The organism is Chryseobacterium sp. sg2396 (assembly GCF_042610505.1).
GTDB lineage: Bacteria > Bacteroidota > Bacteroidia > Flavobacteriales > Weeksellaceae > Chryseobacterium.
In genome coordinates this window covers 133,346-150,216 of the sequence record NZ_JBHGAQ010000010.1, presented here as the reverse complement: position 1 = coordinate 150,216, position 16,871 = coordinate 133,346, and the positions used below count along the sequence as shown (strand labels likewise).

General features: G+C 38.2%; 19 protein-coding genes. 15 read left to right on the top strand and 4 right to left on the bottom strand.

The window, feature by feature from the left end:
• Positions 1-22 precede the first annotated feature (22 nt).
• Complete coding sequence (locus ACED20_RS12285) at positions 23-1,183, top strand: GlmU family protein (protein WP_294236462.1); 1,161 nt, start codon at positions 23-25, stop codon at positions 1,181-1,183.
• A 35-nt stretch (positions 1,184-1,218) separates the two neighbouring features.
• Here the strand turns inward: ACED20_RS12285 and ACED20_RS12280 are convergent, their stop codons facing one another.
• Together ACED20_RS12280 and ACED20_RS12275 are read right to left on the bottom strand one after the other, a co-directional pair.
• Positions 1,219-2,106: a hypothetical protein gene (locus ACED20_RS12280; protein ID WP_294236460.1), complete on the bottom strand. Its 888-nt coding sequence runs from the start codon at positions 2,104-2,106 to the stop codon at positions 1,219-1,221.
• A 9-nt stretch (positions 2,107-2,115) separates the two neighbouring features.
• Positions 2,116-3,387: a hypothetical protein gene (locus ACED20_RS12275; protein WP_345766650.1), complete on the bottom strand. Its 1,272-nt coding sequence runs from the start codon at positions 3,385-3,387 to the stop codon at positions 2,116-2,118.
• Between the two features lie 163 nt (positions 3,388-3,550).
• Here ACED20_RS12275 and ACED20_RS12270 point away from each other — a divergent pair, with 163 nt between their 5' ends.
• From ACED20_RS12270 to ACED20_RS12235, 8 genes are all read left to right on the top strand, one after another.
• Positions 3,551-3,883, top strand: coding sequence for a helix-turn-helix domain-containing protein (locus tag ACED20_RS12270; protein ID WP_294236486.1), 333 nt, complete (start codon positions 3,551-3,553; stop codon positions 3,881-3,883).
• 84 nt (positions 3,884-3,967) lie between these two features.
• Positions 3,968-4,477, top strand: a complete 510-nt coding sequence (locus ACED20_RS12265) for an RNA polymerase sigma factor (protein ID WP_294236456.1) — start codon at positions 3,968-3,970, stop codon at positions 4,475-4,477.
• Positions 4,452-5,105 (top strand): hypothetical protein, encoded by a 654-nt coding sequence (locus ACED20_RS12260; RefSeq protein WP_294236454.1) that lies wholly within the window; start codon positions 4,452-4,454, stop codon positions 5,103-5,105. Before ACED20_RS12265 ends, ACED20_RS12260 begins: the two co-directional genes overlap by 26 nt.
• Positions 5,106-5,165: 60 nt before the next feature.
• Entirely contained in the window at positions 5,166-6,434 is a 1,269-nt protein-coding gene (locus tag ACED20_RS12255) for a DUF4252 domain-containing protein (RefSeq protein ID WP_294236453.1), read from the top strand.
• A gap of 18 nt (positions 6,435-6,452) precedes the next feature.
• Positions 6,453-6,959, top strand: a complete 507-nt coding sequence (locus ACED20_RS12250) for a DUF4252 domain-containing protein (protein ID WP_294236451.1) — start codon at positions 6,453-6,455, stop codon at positions 6,957-6,959.
• Positions 6,960-6,988: 29 nt separating this feature from the next.
• Positions 6,989-7,693 (top strand): hypothetical protein, encoded by a 705-nt coding sequence (locus ACED20_RS12245; protein WP_294236449.1) that lies wholly within the window; start codon positions 6,989-6,991, stop codon positions 7,691-7,693.
• 166 nt (positions 7,694-7,859) lie between these two features.
• A complete protein-coding gene (gene guaB / locus ACED20_RS12240; protein WP_294236447.1) occupies positions 7,860-9,320 on the top strand; it encodes an IMP dehydrogenase in 1,461 nt (486 codons plus the stop codon).
• A 378-nt stretch (positions 9,321-9,698) separates the two neighbouring features.
• Positions 9,699-11,582, top strand: coding sequence for a GEVED domain-containing protein (locus tag ACED20_RS12235; RefSeq protein WP_378104821.1), 1,884 nt, complete (start codon positions 9,699-9,701; stop codon positions 11,580-11,582).
• A 218-nt stretch (positions 11,583-11,800) separates the two neighbouring features.
• Here ACED20_RS12235 and ACED20_RS12230 read toward each other — a convergent pair whose 3' ends face one another.
• Positions 11,801-12,871 (bottom strand): DUF4407 domain-containing protein, encoded by a 1,071-nt coding sequence (locus ACED20_RS12230; protein ID WP_378104819.1) that lies wholly within the window; start codon positions 12,869-12,871, stop codon positions 11,801-11,803.
• A gap of 168 nt (positions 12,872-13,039) precedes the next feature.
• On the opposite strand from ACED20_RS12230, the gene ACED20_RS12225 reads away from it, so the two are divergent.
• Entirely contained in the window at positions 13,040-13,450 is a 411-nt protein-coding gene (locus ACED20_RS12225; protein WP_294236441.1) for a hypothetical protein, read from the top strand.
• Between the two features lie 51 nt (positions 13,451-13,501).
• On the opposite strand, the gene ruvC is transcribed toward ACED20_RS12225, so the two are convergent.
• Positions 13,502-14,056, bottom strand: a complete 555-nt coding sequence (gene ruvC / locus ACED20_RS12220) for a crossover junction endodeoxyribonuclease RuvC (protein WP_294224202.1) — start codon at positions 14,054-14,056, stop codon at positions 13,502-13,504.
• 393 nt (positions 14,057-14,449) lie between these two features.
• Here ruvC and ACED20_RS12215 point away from each other — a divergent pair, with 393 nt between their 5' ends.
• From ACED20_RS12215 to ACED20_RS12195, 5 genes are all read left to right on the top strand, one after another.
• Positions 14,450-14,773: a PadR family transcriptional regulator gene (locus ACED20_RS12215; protein WP_294200646.1), complete on the top strand. Its 324-nt coding sequence runs from the start codon at positions 14,450-14,452 to the stop codon at positions 14,771-14,773.
• Positions 14,774-14,883: 110 nt separating this feature from the next.
• Positions 14,884-15,384: a hypothetical protein gene (locus ACED20_RS12210; RefSeq protein WP_294236439.1), complete on the top strand. Its 501-nt coding sequence runs from the start codon at positions 14,884-14,886 to the stop codon at positions 15,382-15,384.
• Positions 15,385-15,398: 14 nt separating this feature from the next.
• Positions 15,399-15,743 (top strand): hypothetical protein, encoded by a 345-nt coding sequence (locus ACED20_RS12205; RefSeq protein ID WP_378104815.1) that lies wholly within the window; start codon positions 15,399-15,401, stop codon positions 15,741-15,743.
• 90 nt (positions 15,744-15,833) lie between these two features.
• A complete protein-coding gene (locus tag ACED20_RS12200; RefSeq protein WP_378104813.1) occupies positions 15,834-16,133 on the top strand; it encodes a hypothetical protein in 300 nt (99 codons plus the stop codon).
• 11 nt (positions 16,134-16,144) lie between these two features.
• A complete protein-coding gene (locus ACED20_RS12195; protein ID WP_378104812.1) occupies positions 16,145-16,864 on the top strand; it encodes a hypothetical protein in 720 nt (239 codons plus the stop codon).
• The last annotated feature ends 7 nt before the right edge of the window (positions 16,865-16,871 follow it).

Here is a 16,871-nt window from a genome sequence, read left to right as displayed (position 1 = left end):
TAAACCTTAAACTTACTGAACGATGCAATTGGTATTTTCAGATGCGCAATACTGGGAAGATTTCCTTCCGCTTACTTTTACCCGTCCCGTAGCAGAAATGCGATGTGGAATCCTGACTTTTTCCGAAAGATGGCAGAAAATTTTAGAAAACACGGAAATTTCTTTTTTCACAGAAATGTACCTGCAGGAGAAATTTCCGGAACCTGAAAAAAAGGAGAGCCTTTTTCTGGTCACCAATTTTCTACCCAGTGAAACGGTTATTCAGCAGATTAAAGACCTGAAGCACGGGGAAGCATTGGTTTATGAAGACGAACTGATCGCAGCCCGGATCAATATGGACGGCTTTTCGCTTCATCAGATCGAAAAAATGACTGACATCAAAGAAGAATTGGTATTCTTTAAAAAGCCGACGGACTTATTCACTTACAACCATAAAGCCATCGATTTTGATTTTGAATTAGTAACCAGAGGCAGAATTTCCCAGGAGCTTTCCTCCACCAATGGTTTTTTAGGAGATAAAAAAGACCTGTTCATCGAGGAAGGTGCCCAGATCGAGTTTTCTACCCTCAATACGAAAACCGGGAAAATTTATATCGGGAAAAATGCGGAGGTTATGGAAGGCTGTCATCTTCGTGGTCCTATTGTGCTTGGGGAAGCTTCTAAATTTAATTTAGGCTCAAAAATCTACGGCGCAACCACCATCGGTCCCCATTGTAAAGTAGGCGGTGAGGTAAACAACGTCATTATTTTCGGCTATTCCAATAAAGGGCATGACGGCTTTATCGGAAATTCCGTGATCGGGGAGTGGTGTAATTTCGGAGCAGATTCCAATTCATCCAACATGAAAAACAATTACGGGAACGTAAGACTTTGGAACTATCGCACCAAAGCGTTTGAAGATACCGGACTTCAGTTCGCCGGCCTGATTATGGGCGACCATTCCAAAACCGCCATCAATACCCAGCTGAATACGGGAACCGTAATTGGCGTGGCCTCCAATATCTTTAAAGAAGGTTTCCCGCCGAACCACGTTGAAAACTTTTCATGGGGTGGTTTTAAAGATGATGAGAAATTTAAACTGGATAAAGCCTATGAAGTTGCCGGACGGGCAATGGCAAGAAGAAAAGTGCTTTTAACGGATGAGGATAAGGCTATTTTTAAACATATTTTTGATGCGTATTGAAAAATAAAACCTCAGAAAATCCTGAGGTTTTTTAATTATTTTAGTTCTTTTGCGATCATTATTTTTTCGTTGATGATGTTATTCCATAATAATCCATTTGTTGCGGTATAATATTCGTTAGATGAATTTTTTGGCTTTAATTTAAAATAAAAATCATATGATCCTCCAACAATTCCCTTATCTGGAATATATAAAAATCTGTCAATGCCGCGATGTTCATCATATCCATCCTGCATCCACCATCCATCAAAAGTCCAAAATTGATAGGCTTTCTCTCCTTTTATAAGTAGTTCTTTTGATAAATAGTTTCTGAAACTGTATGGAATATCAATATTTTTGCTGAGATCAGCATCGCGAGGATCCATGATAAATTTTTGACTGGGAATTTGTTTCTTGAAACTTTTTTCCATTTGTTGAATAGTTACCTTTTTTTCGCTAATATTAATCGTACCATATGTAGAAACAAGAGGTGATTCTAAATTTGCAATACTAAAAAATTCTGTTAAACATTTCTTAGATACATAATAGCTGCCATTTTCTTTTTTAATAAGTTTATATTGAAAAGTCTTTTTTTCTGAAGTATTATTCATTTTCCAATCACTTAGCATACTAAGCATTTTTTCTTTGGAAAATACTTTATCTTTTATTTTGTCGTAATTAATAATCATCCAGTTATTGCCTCTTTCGTCCATTCTAGGAAGAATATTTTCATCAAGATCTGGTAGTACAGATAATAGCAATATGTTTTCTTTAGAAATAAATATGTTAAAAACATTGATATCTTTTTGAATATTATAAAGATCTTTAGTGTCTAAAGTATATTCATTTATCTTAAAATTTGTTTTTAGGTCATCTAATAAAAGATACTCCTGTGCGAGAAATAGATTTGATATTAATAGTGTTATTGTCAGTATTACTTTCATAATTTTAATTTATGGACATTTTGTTCCTAAGTTATTTCCCAGTAATGTGTTCCTTTCATTGTTGTTTAATTGTGCCTGTTCCGGAGTTAATGTTGTTATACCAGCTCTTGATATAGCTGTGATTACATTATTGGGGAGATTAGGATTGTATTGTGAAACGATATTTTGTAGTGTTGTTAAAAATGGGACTAGTTGTGCGTGTCCTTCAATGAAAGTAAATGTATTGGTAATAGTTCCATTTGATGCATAATCGTATCCAACGGTTACGCCAGGATATTGTGCTTGAAATTCTGTATTTCCTAATTTATATAATTGATATTTTAAAAAGGCATGAAGAACTTCATGATACATAGTAACCAATATATATTCTTTTGTTGCATTTAGTAATACTTCATCATTTAAATTAATAACGGCATTGAAAGTGTCAAATTCTGTGCTATATGTGGCAAAGGTTTCTCCGTCAGTAGTCCCCAATCCACTCTTTGCCCTAAAGGTAATATTATATTTTGTATTATTTTGAAATATTTGTCTCATATTCGAAGCAATACTGTTATTTAAATTTGGTAACTGTTGGGCAATACTATGTGCACATGGGTAATTTTGTAGTTGATCAATTGTGATATCTTGATTGGAATTTTCATTTCCTCCACCACTTCCTCCACCACCGCCGTAGTCGTAGCCTCCGCCACCGTTGTCTTCCCATCCCGGACCGGAATAATCTAGAAAGTTATAACAATTGGTATAGTAGTTGGTTTCCCAATAACCTCCAGCATTAGGATTAGACTCGTTATCAGGATACCACATGGATATCGTTTTTGTTATACAAACTATCCCTTTATGTGTGTTTGTTTTGGTATTATTCGCTTCTGTTTTATATCGGGTATATTTTCCGTAGATGATGTTCTGGAAAAAAGCATTGTTGGTCTCGGAATTTTCATAACGGAAGTAAACTTTTTTATCGAACCTTGCACAAGCCAATGTATTTACTACTTTACCATTTTCTATGACGGGAACCACCATAAAAGATTCATCATATTTTCCCATGCTCATGGCATAATCCCAGTCTGGAGTTCCGGAAAATTTCTTGATTTTGTCATGATGTTCGGAGTAAATTTTCATTACATTTTTAATGTACTTTTCATCTTCTTTCCAAAGACTTTTAGAATGGTAGTCTGCAGATGCAGGATCGGAAGAAGTATAGATATCATCATGTATGCATGATTGTATACTCAAGGTGAAAATGGCAATAAATGTAAGCCACGAAACAATTTTTTTCGTCATAGTCATTTTGTTTTTAATGGATTAAAGATAAATGTTTTTATATTACTCTACAAAGATGTGAAAAACAAATTGAGAAAATACAGTAAAATATTACTGCTTTCCGTTCTTTTTTTCTAAAAAAAATTTTATGTATTTTTGAAGGAAATACTTTTGTGCTGAAAAAATAAAAAAAGCAAGACTTGGCAAAAACTTCACGCAGGAATATCTTGCCGAAGTGCTGAATGTTTCCCAGAAAACCTATTCCAATTTTGAAAACGATAAAAGTAAACCCGATTTTCATCAGGTGGAGGATATCGCAAAAGTTTTGGAAGTAAGCATCCTTGATTTTTTGAGTAATGATGGCATGTCATTTAATTATGATAATGTTCATGGTGGAAATAATGGATTTATTTACCAGAACCAACTTCCGGAAAAATTAATCGATCAATATGAGCAAAGGCTAAGGGATAAAGACACGGAGATTGGATTTCTCAAGCAGCTTCTCGGTAAAAAATAGAAACTTCAAAATTTTTTGAAGTTTTTTTATTTTCAGTGTAATATTTTCCGAATTTCGGTTGTCTTACTTATAGAAACAAAACTTATGACTCAGGAAACCTTCAGGGATACGGTATTTAGTCTCAAAAATGAGATGTATCGCTTTGCGAAAAGGTTTGTCATGAGCAGTGACGAAGCGGAAGATGTAGTGCAGGACCTGATGATTAAATTCTGGCAGAAAAAAGAGGAGCTGGCACAGTTCGGGAACTTAAAGTCCTATGCGTTGAAAGCAGTACGGAACGAGTGCCTGAACCGGCTGAAGCATCATGAAGTAAAGACGGGCTTCGCCGATATGCAGCTTCACCGTTCCGAGCTTTACAGCATGGAGGTGAATAATCTGAAGGAATACATCATCGGTTTTATCAACGAGCTTCCGGAAAAACAAAAGACGGTTATCCATTTAAAGGACGTTGAAGAATATGAAGTTTCGGAGATTGCCGGAATGCTGGAAATGGAAGAAAACGCGGTACGGGTAAACCTGATGCGGGCTAGACAAAAAGTAAAAGAACAAATTTCACAATTGATGAATTATGAGCAAAGACAAATTTCAAGATAAATACGATGAGATCTTCCAGCAGATTAAGGAAGATAAAATGAACTGGGATTTTGAAGATTTCCTGAAAAAAGCGGAAGGCAAAGAAGAAGAGGCTCAGGGAAATAACACACCGGTTATCCCAATCGGGACAAAAACAAAACCTTCATTCCCGAAATGGTTCTGGATGGCGGCAAGTGTGGTTTTACTTTTGAGTATCGGTTTTATCTTTAATCATAATGCTGATCTTAAAGATAAAGCTCAGCTGGTTGAAAACCAGATCAGGCAACAGAAAAATAATTTTATCGAAGAGAACCGCGATCATCAGGTAGCAATCAACAACCCGAACGATTCTCTCGCCGAAGCCAAGAAAGATTCGGTCTTTCAGGGTAACAGAATGGCGGAAAAGGATGTTCTGGATGAAATCCTGCCGAAGAGAGGAAGGCTTAAAAAAGAAAGAAGGCCGAAATATGTGTATAATTCCTCAAAAACTGATTCTACCGGCTATAAAGATTCTTACGTTATCGTTAACGGTAAAAGAATCGATAATGTAGAAGAAGCAATAAACGTGACTAAGTATTCATTTCAAATATTTGCAAATAACGTCAGTGAAAAATTAGTACAACCTAAAGTCGTTGACGACGATTATTAATTAACCTTAAAAAAGATTATGCACCTGATCAGGCACTAATAATCAAATAAAAATTGACTCATGAAAAAAGTATTCATCATATTCGCATTGGCCTTTTCACATTTCTTCAATGTGTACGGGCAGAAAGATAAAGTAGACCAGCTTTTTGATAAATATCAGGAAGTGGAGGGCGTGACGACCATTAAGATTGCCAAACCGATGTTCGGGATGCTCAGCAGTCTGGATTTGGGAGATGCAGAACTAGACCAGATCAAACCTTTACTGTCTAAAATTAACGGACTGAAAGTTTTTATCGCCGAAAAGCCACAGGAAGGAAATTCTGCAAAAGGGCAACAGCTGGCTCAGATCAATAAAGATATTAAATCGTATCTGAGCAATCTGAACTATAGTGAAATCATGTCCGTGAATAGCAACGGCGCGAAGATCAAATTCCTTTCCGCGGAAGAAAAAAACGGTGTCCTTGATGACTTATTGCTCAGCATTGACAACGGCGGAGAAGAAAACATCCTGATAAAACTGGACGGAAAACTGTCGATGAACGACATTAATAAAATCATCAATTCCACGGAAACCAACATCAATCCGGTAACCAATTCCAGAAATAATACGATTTCCGAAAATACCTCTTCGTATCTAAATGGGGAAAACAGAAATGTAGGGGAATTCTCAGGGATCCAGGTAAGTACGGGCGTTAATCTGGTTTATAAGCAGGAAAACCCGACCAGCGTGAAAGTAATTGCTGATGCCGACAAACTTCAGTATATCATTACCAAAGTTGAAGGCGGTATTCTGAAAGTCTATGTCGATAACAAAGGACAGAAAAATTTGAAATTCAAAAACATCAGTGTCAATGTCTCTTCGCCGAGGATGGATAATATCAAAGCGTCTTCGGGAGCACTGTTCACCGCCATTAGTCCGGTTCAGGAAAACAATCTGAGTATTGATGCTTCCTCCGGGGCAATGGTAAAGGGAATGTTTGATGTTTCAAATAATGCAAAGATTGAAGCTTCCTCCGGAACAAGTATCAAAGTTGGGGTAAATGCCAAAAATGTAACGGTAAAAGGATCCAGCGGTTCCGATACAAATATTGAAGGAGAGGCACGATCAGCAGCTTTTGACATCAGCAGCGGCGCAGTTTGTAAAGGAGAAAACTTCAGCGCAGATCATGTAGAGGCAGAATCTACTTCGGGAGCCAGCTTATCGGTAAGCGCGTCGCGTACTTTAAAAGCAAAAGCATCTTCAGGCGGTCTTATTAAATACAGAGGAAATCCTGAAATTACGGCTGATATCAGCAAGATGTCCGGTGGAACTTTAAAACCGATCAATTAATTTTAAATACGAATCACCATGAAAATAATAAAAACCATTTTTCTGATGCTTTGCACATTGATGATGATGCAGTCCTGCATCGTATCTTCCGGAAAATCGAATATGACATATTTTTCAGATTCTGGAGAAGAATTTAAAGGCGCGAAGTTTACGAGTATGAATCTCCCGATGTTCCTGGCAAAGCCCATCATTAAAAAAGCATTACGGGAAGACGGAGAAGATCATGAAGATGTTATCCGGATCATCAAAAAGATTTCAAAAGTAAAAGTGCTGACGGTAGAAAATGGCGACAAAAGCATGCTAAGGGATTTTGCAGCCTATCTGAATAACAACAATTATGAAGACTGGGCAACCATCATGCATGATGGCGACCGGATCAACATCCGCGTAAAGCAGAAAGGAGATGCTATTAAAAACATGCTGATCACGATAAACTCCAAGCAAGAACTTTTATTCGTCGATGTCAAAGGAAATTTTACCTCCGGTGATATCTCCAGATTAATTGCTTCTGCATCAGATAAATAGTCTTACATTTAACCAAAATTATATTGGTTATGGAAAGATTAATCCGAGAAGTACGTATCCTTAAAATATACGGAGCAGTACTTACTATTTTGTGTGTGATGTTCTTTTTCCTTGCCTTTAGAGGCAACCCTGAACAGCATTTTAAGGAAATCGATGTCGAAAGGATCAATATTGTCGAAAAAGACGGAACGCTGAAAATGGTCATCAGCAATAAGGAAAGACAGCATCCCGGAATGGTTAATCATCGAGCTGTGAAGCCGAGAACAAGAGAAGCGGGAATGATTTTTTTCAATTCTAAAGGTGATGAATGCGGCGGACTTGTTTACGATGGTGATGATAAAGGTTCCGGAATGGTATATTCGGTAGACCAGAGAAATACGGACCAGATTATGCAGTTGCAGTATTCGGAAGCCGTAGGAAAGGAAAAAGGAAGAGTATACGGATTAAAACTTTGGGACCGGCCGGACGATTTTACGCTGGAGCAACTGATAAAAGTTGATGACTCCCTGAAAAAGCTTGATAATCCGGTATTGTATAAAAAAGCTTTTGCCAAACTGAGTGAGGAAGGAAAACTCGGGAACGAACGTTTCTTTGCCGGGAAAACCGCTAACGGCGATGTAGGCATCTTTATCCGTGACAACAAAGGAAAAGTACGCCTGCAGATTTATGTGGATAAAAACAACCGGACCCATATAGAATCTTTGGATGAAGATGGAAAAGCTGTTAAAAAATGACTGAAGAGGTGAGCCATCGCCTTAAAAAGTATAAATTATTTTGTTAGAAACCATTCCGTGAGGAGTGGTTTTTCGATTTAAACCATTGATTATTAAGTTTTATTTAAACTATCAAACTGGATTTTCGTATTCCGATAAAATACCTTAATTTTGCAAGAAAGTAAAGATGTCTATTCATAACAAAATTGTAGAGACAGCCATCACTTTCGATGACGTGCTTCTAGTCCCTTCTTATTCAGAAGTTTTACCTAACCAGGTTTCATTAAAATCAAGACTTACCGACAAAATTACGTTGAATGTTCCGATCGTTTCCGCTGCTATGGATACCGTAACGGAAGCTGAGCTGGCGATTGCCCTGGCAAGAGTGGGAGGTTTAGGTTTTATTCACAAAAATATGACCATTGCCGAACAGGCTGCCCAGGTAAACCGGGTAAAGCGTTCCGAAAACGGAATGATCTCTGATCCTGTAACCCTTTTCAAAGAGGCTACCTTGGAAGAAGCGAAAGCACTCATGGCAAAATACAAGATTTCAGGATTGCCGGTGATCGATACGGACAACGTATTGATCGGGATTATTACCAACAGGGATGTAAAATATCAGGAAAATCTTAACATGAAAGTGGAAGAGATCATGACGAAAGAAAACCTGATCACTTCAGATAAAAATACCAACCTTGAAAAAGCCAAGGAAATCCTTCTTAAAAACAGAGTGGAAAAGCTTCCGATCGTGGATTCCGAAAATAAGCTGGTAGGTTTAATCACTATTAAAGATATTGACAATCAGCTCGAATACCCTAATGCCAATAAAGACCAGAACGGAAGGTTAATCGTTGGAGCAGGAGTAGGAGTAGGAGAAGATACTTTAGATAGGATCGAAGCTCTGGTAAAAGCAGGAGTGGATATTATCGGTATCGATTCTGCTCATGGCCACTCTAAAGGTGTTTTGGATAAAATTTCAGAAATCAGAAAAGCCTATCCGGATCTGGATATCGTAGGCGGAAATATCGTAACGGCTGAAGCGGCAAAAGACCTGATCGAAGCCGGAGCAAACGTACTTAAAGTAGGGGTGGGGCCAGGTTCTATCTGTACAACGAGAGTAGTCGCTGGAGTAGGCGTTCCTCAGTTGTCTGCCATTTACAATGTGTACGAATATGCCAAAACTAAAAATATAGCCGTTATTGCAGACGGGGGAATCAAGCTTTCAGGAGACATTGTAAAAGCGATTGCCAGCGGAGCAGGAGCCGTAATGTTAGGATCACTTTTAGCAGGAACAGATGAAGCCCCGGGGGAAGAAATTATTTTCCAGGGAAGAAAATTCAAAACCTATCAGGGAATGGGAAGCCTTTCTGCCATGAAGAGAGGCGGAAAGGAAAGATATTTCCAGAGTGAGGCTAAAAAATTCGTTCCGGAGGGAATCGAAGGACGGGTGCCGAGCAAAGGAAAACTGGAGGACGTTATTTTTCAGTTAACAGGAGGCTTAAGGGCTGGAATGGGGTATTGCGGCGCAAAAGATATAGAAGCTTTGCAAACGGAAACCAAGATGGTCATGATCACAGGAAGCGGGCTTAAAGAATCTCATCCTCACGATGTGATCATTACGCAGGAAGCTCCGAATTATTCTTTGTAGTCATTCCGCCAATATAAGAATTAACTATTCTGATCAACAATATTTTAAAATAAGCATAAGAATCCGTCTCGGTTATGAGACGGATTCTTTATTTATAATTATTGCCGGAAGATATTATCCATTAAATTTTCATCTCTTAATTTAAGATGTTATGTATTCTCAATTGTTTCAGTTGATTCATTACTGCCTATGTATATTGTTTTTCAGATGAAATAATTTTTTGTAACCTTTATTAAATTTTTGCTGTCTTTGGTTATATAAATAAAATGTATATGAAGTTTTATATCCGGAGCCGTGAGTGCGGATCTATCGGTTAAAAAAAATAGATATTAGATTTTGAGGATAATTAACATCAATTTTTACAATAAAAATTTAGTAATGAAAAGAACAATTATTTATGGAGCATTTTTATTCTCCTTGACACTAACGGCTCAGCAGCAAAGATTCTGTGGTTTCGATCAGACTATTAAAGAGCAGGACAGGAAGAATCCAGGTTTAAGAGAAGCTTTTGATAGAATTATCCGGAATATTCAGAGTCATCAGAAAGACGGTATTACTCCGGGTCTAGGTAAGTTAGTCAATGGTGTTTATGAAATCCCTGTGGTAGTCCACGTAATCCATCCTGATGGAGCTGCTGTCGGGAGTATCTACAATAAGTCGGATGCGCAGATCCAGGCCTGGCTTGACCGTACCAACCAGATGTATGCAGGAACATACGCATGGCCAACTAATGCTGTGCCTGCAGATTTTGGAACTTCTGCAGTTCTGCCTGTAAGACTGGTACTTGCAAAGAGAGATCCAAACTGTAATGCTACTACAGGCATTGTAAGGTATAACGGAGGCTCTTTAACAGGATATGATACTTCGGGAATGGCGTACCAGACGGCTAACGGTGCTTCCAGGAATGCAATTATAGGTCTCGCACCTCATTGGCCGGAAGCCTCTTATTTCAATATTTACATCATCAGTATGTTTGACGGCTTTGCAAGCCCAAACTCCGGATTAATGGGCTTTGCAGCATTTCCCAATACGGCAGATCCTTATTATGAATCATTTATGAAATCAGGAGTGGTTACTAACGATCATGATACTACTGTTGCCCATGAATTCGGCCATGCATTGGGGTTATACCATACGTTTCAGGATGGGAATTATCAGGCGCAGCCCGGAGATCCTGATTGTTGCCCACCAACGACCGGAGTATGCGAAGACGACGACGACGGGATATGCGATACGGAAAGAGCAGGAAGTGGATATACATTATGGCCTGTTCCTACGAATACTCAGATCAATCCCTGTACCGGGGCAAACTATCAGGGAGTACAATACAATACGATGAATTATACTAATTCTGTCGCTCAGAAATTCACTTTAGGCCAGGGACAAAGGATTCAAGACTTTTTTATGCTGATCAGAAGCAGTCTTACAACATCCAAAGCTGCTACTTCTCTTCCTGCAGTACCTGTCAGCACTCTACCGGTTGCTGCTGCATGTATTCCTACAGGAGTTGCCAATTCAAGTGCTGCCGGAGCGTACCTGGTGGGCCCAACTTCCGTAAAACTGGGTCAGATTAATAATGAATCAGCCGCTTCATGGGCAGGTGCGCCGGATTATTATATAGATTATACTACAAAGGCCTGTCTTACAAACTCACATACAACATTAATTGTAAACCAGTCACAAACCGTTGAGGTTGGGTTTATCAATGTCATAGACGTAGACCCTTCAATCAGAGTTTGGATCGATTATAACAATAACGGTACTTTTGAATCGTCCGAGTTGGTAGCATCCGGTAATAGTGTAGCTTCGGCAGCAAACGGATACGGTACTTTTACGGCCTCGTTTACTCCTCCTGCCAACGCTGTTCTAAATACCCCGCTTAGAATGCGTGTACTGGCTGATATTTTAAGTCCGAGTTCTTTTGCCCCATGCGGACAATTAGGATATGGGCAGATAGAAGATTATTCGGTCACCTTAATATCCTCAGCTCTCGCTACTAACGAAACACAGGCGGATAATGATGATCTGGTAATCTATCTGAATCCTGTGGCAAGCGGTGATCATGTATTTATTAAAGCTAAAAACGGAAAAGGCTTAAAAGTTTCTGTTTCTGATATGTCAGGAAGGTTAATTGCCAATCCATCTGTAACCGGGGAAGGAAAAGATCTTTATAGAATCAATCAACAGCTTGAAAAAGGAGTTTATATGATCCAGATTTCAAACGGTAAAAGCAGTAAGACAAGCAAGCTGATCGTAAAGTAATAATATTTATTATTAGTTGATTAAAACTACTCTTGCGGGTAGTATTTAAATAAACAGGCAAGGACTACCTTCCGGGGTAGTTCTTTCTCTTTTTAACATTTACAAATTTGCGGTCAACAGTTTACATATGAAAGGAATATTATTTTTTTGAAAATAATACATATAAGAAAACCTCAAAGCCAGCCCTGAGGTTTTAGGTGAAACAGAGTTGTAAAAGATTATTTACCGAGATTATCCTTAAAATCATCGATCCGGAAGTCGGTTAGGGCATTTCCTTTTTCTACTTTTTCTTTTGAATACAGACGGAAATCGTTTTCCGTTTTTTCCAGGAGATAATCGTAAGGTCCGACGTGGGAGATTAGTTTTACCAGTACCGGCGAAATCTCAAGGCAGATAAAAAGTCCCATGATAAATGTTGCCGCCAATCCGATGATCGCAGAATTTTTTCCCAATTCGTCCAATGCCTGCAGCCTTGCCGCAAACCCGTTGAATTTATCTTCAAATGTTTCCGTGGATTTTCTTTCGGTTTCAAGATTGGTGTAAACTTTAGAAATTTCCTTGTCCAGATACTCCAGGCGCGGAGCGGCCTGCCTGCGGTAATTTTCCAGGTCCAGCCTTCTCTGTTCTTTCAGTTCCTGCTTACGTTTGGCATTTGGTCCGAAACCTTCCTTACCACTGGTTAACCCGGATTGTTTTCCAAGGATCTCTTTTTCCAGCTCTACGGATGCGGAGTCATAGGATTTCTGATAGTAGGCAATTTTATCGGAAATCTGTTTCTTTTCAGTTTCAAAAGGTCCGCTCTGCTGAAGAATCCGGCCGCTCATTTCTCCCTGAAGCTGTTTTTTATTTCTCTGAATGATGGTATTCAATTGTTTGTTTACCTCTTTCTCAAAAATTTTGAGCTCTAAAGGTTTGGAGATAATGATTCCCAGGAAAGTCGCCAGGATCAGTCTTGGAATGGCCATCAGAACCTGATTCCACCAGGTTCCCGTTTTTTTGATGGAAGAAACGATGTAACGGTCCAGGTTAAAGATCATTAGTCCCCACAAGACGCCGAAGCCGATGGCCGTCCAGATCTCATCGAAGACCGTGTACATGGCGTAGCCTGCGGAAAGTGTGGCAAAAACTGCCGTAAACAGGACAATGCCGCCGATTCCGGCAAATTTGTTCCATTCGCTCGGTGTTTTTCTCAGGATGTGAATGTTTCCTCCGGAGCAGATTATAAGAAACTTCTGGAACCAATTGATGTGATGATTCGCTTGATTTATAGTTTGTTGGCTGTTTTTCATGACAGAAAATTTATACAAAGGTACTACTAAAATCTATACCAATGTAAAAGATAGTATTATGTTTTACCAAGTATGGCTGCTTAGATAGTTATTTGGTTGTTAACCAGTAAATTAAATTTATTCCTGAAATATTCTTATCTTTAATTAACAATCATTAAAAATTTAAATATGAAAAATGTAATCAGCTTCTCTCTGCTGTGCCTTACAGTGACTTTAACTTCATGTAAAAAAGAAGATAAAATTGATGACGACCTTAAAGAAGTGGCGGCAAACATCAACAAGACCACACCTCAGATCCTTGCCGATGGGGTTCGCCTGGACAGTGTTTCGGTACAGCCCGGTAAAATTTTCAGGTATAATTATACTTTAACGGATGACACCAAAGACGCGGTAAGTCCGGATCAGATCGAGACCTTTAAAACCTCTGCCAAAGAAGGGGCATTGCGTGTAGTGAAAACATCTCCGGAAATAAAGGAATTTCGGGATCGGGATGTAACCATGGTCTATACTTACTACGATAAGGACGGTAAGAAAACGGCAGATTTTAAAATTACACCCGACGAATACAAAGCAAAATAAAATTCGGTAAAGAATAATAAATCCCGCGAATATTGTATTCTGCGGGATCTTTTATTTTAAGCGGTCCGGATTCTGTTTCAGGAAACTTTCCCAGCCGGTATACGATTTTGTGTCTGCAATTGTTCCGGAGTTGAAATGGTGGCAGACGGCAACGGCCAAGCCATCGGAGGCGTCGAGGTATTTGGTCGGGAATTCTTTTAATTTCAGAAGATTTTGCAACATTCCGGCGACTTGTTCCTTACTGGCATTTCCGTTTCCGGTAATGGCCATTTTTATTTTTTTCGGGGAATATTCCGTAATGGGAATATTGCGATAAAGACTGGCTGCCATGGCTACACCCTGTGCCCGGCCCAGTTTCAGCATACTCTGTACGTTTTTACCGTAGAAAGGGGCTTCCAATGCTACTTCATCCGGATGAAATTCATCGATAAGCGCCAGGGTTTTATCAAAAATATATTTGAGTTTAGTTTCGTGGTTGGGATATTTGTGAAGCAACAGTTCATGGATCGATATCATCTCCATTTTGCCTTTTTTCACGGAAATAATTCCAAAACCCATCACCGTTGTTCCGGGGTCGATTCCTAAAATAATCTTCTCTGCAATCATTGGGACAAAGATATGATTTTCTAACCTTTTACGGAGAAATAAGGAATTAATGTTTCGGTGCTTCAACTATAAATTTCGGCTATATAACTTTAAAACACGTTTTAATTATAAATATTTTAAAATTAAGAAGTTAAGGTTTAAATTCTTAACTTTTTCCGTTAATCAGCTGAATTAATTACGTCAATTCTCAAGATTTCTTACTGTTAAAATTGAGAATAAACTTCGTTTATTTGAATGAAGTACATTAAGTAGAGTTCATGAAAAATTATCAGATACCATTTAAACAGGGTTTTAAAATCAATAATTTTTTTTTAATTCTAAAAATTTTAAAAAATAAAATCATAATACATAAGAAAATTATGTATAGATTTGTAAGGTATAAAAGATTCGATATTGAAAAAGAACAGTCTTTACAAAGGAACATTGCAGAACATCATTCTGAAGCTGCTTGCCAAGGAAGTGAAAATGTATGGCTACCAGATTACCCAGCGTGCGAAAGAACTTACCCAAGGTGAGCTGGAAATGACGGAAGGCGCGCTGTATCCTCTTCTCCATAAGTTGGAAGCGGAAGGAATGATTACTTCCGAAATTCAGAAGATCAACGGAAGAGACCGCAAATATTATCTGTTGACCGACAAGGGAAAAAAACAGCAAGTCACACAGGAAGAGGAAATGAAAAGCTATTTGTTTAACTTAAATACCATTTTTAATATATGATTTCATTGGAACAGGAAAAGCAGATTACCGCTTATCTGAATTCGAAAAAATTGTCACCTCAGATACTTGATGAGATTAAAGATCATTTCATAATGCAAATAGGGGGTCTTATGGAAAATGAAAATATGGGTTTCCATGAAGCATTTCTGATGGCCCGAATCAGCTGGCAAAAAGAGCTTGAAATGGTAAAGGCAGACTTTTTCTCATTCAGGAAAATAGCGAGAATAGAGAAAGAGCTTTTGCAGAGAAGATTTAATAAAATTACCCTTACGGCATTACTTGTTTCAATTATCTCTGCCGGTATTTATGTAGTTGCAGATGAAGTTTATGATTACTTCCAGATTTTCGCCTTGATTGCATTTGCGTCAACCGTATTATTCGGAATTTTTTCCGGGAAAATAAAATTTACTGACTACCAACGGACAAGTTTTCATCCTCTGATCATAAGAAATCTCATCCTCGGTATGATTATTTTTCCGGCAGGATGCTATTTCTCGGGAGAATTTGAATTCTGGAAACCGGTTTGCAATCAGCTGGTTATTTTTTATTCGGTGACGATACAGATTCAGCTGCTTTATTTCAGAATTAAAAAGATTAATGTTTTGGTTTAAACAAGAGAGATAAAATGATAACTACAGAACAGGAACAGCAAGTTACCGACTATCTTATTTTTCACAGGCTTCCGCTGGATATTCTGCTGGAAGTAAAAGACCACATGATTTCCCAGGTGGCGGATATTCAGGCAGAAGAAAACATGAGTTTTGAGGAGGCTTTCCATAAAACGCAGAAATTATGGGAAAGTGAATTTAAACTGACAAGCTATTCCTTTTTTTACAAAGAACCGATTCCTGTAATCTTAAAAGAAATCGTAAAGGAAAAGTATTTTGACTTGTTTAAAAAATCCTTGCTTTTAGGACTGGCATCTTTTACCGTTAATTTATTGCTGGTGTATTTCTCGACGGATCAGTAAATGTACAACGATCTTTTTCGGTTCTGTAACTCGCTTATTGTCATGGTTCCCTTTTCATATTGGGCTTTCAGTAAAAATATGAGAAGATACATGAAAAAAGATTTTAAATACCGGGAGAAATCATTTTTTACGATATATCAACGGAATTTCGGAATGCTTTGTATTTGTGGAAATATCATTTTTCAACTTATTATCCGTGACGATAAACATATTTTCAGATTTTTCCATACAAGCGATCCTGTAGCTGTATTCCCGCTTGTATTATCGCTTACCCTGCCTTACATCCTTCATGCCATTATATTTTTCGTGCTTATCAGTTTTTATGCGCACAAAAAGTCTCTTGATAAAATGCAGGGCTTTCTGAATACCGGCACCGTGCAAGCTAATTAAAACTAAACTGTATGTATTCAAATCAAGAAGAAAAACAGATAACCGATTATCTTTTGCTCCATAAGCTACCACTGGATATTCTGCTGGAAGTGAAAGACCACATGATCTCTCAGGTTGCAGATATTCAGGCTGAAGAAAACATGAGTTTTGAGCAGGCTTTTCATCAGACCCAGAAATTGTGGGAAAGTGAATTTCGGATGACAAAATATTCCGTTTTCTACGCAGAAGAAATTCCTGTTATTGTCAGGAAAATTGTCAGTGCCAGAAATAATAGCCTCCTTAAAAAAGCTTTCCTGCTGGGAATTATCTCTTTAGCCGTCAGTTTTTTATCTGTTTATCTGCTAAACGATGTGGATCTTTACTCGGATTTTTTCAGGATACAGAACGGGTTATTTATTGTTGTTCCCATCGTTATCTGGGCCTATAATTATAAAATACTAAAGTATATCAAGCATGATTATAAGTACCAAAACAAACTGTTTTATACTCTGTATCAGCAAAACGCAGCCTTAAGCCTGTCAATGATAGGATTGATGGGGCAAATCATCGTAAAAGACGGAAAATACCCATATCTGTTTTTCAGAGAGAATGATTACGGAGAGATCGGATATGTGGTGGTAACATTGCTTTTACCCTACATCGTGCAGGTACTGATTATTTTTGTGATGATGAGTTTTTTCGAGGATAAGAAAGCTTTGGTCAGGGTAGAGCGGTTTCTCAGCACCGGATAAATTACAT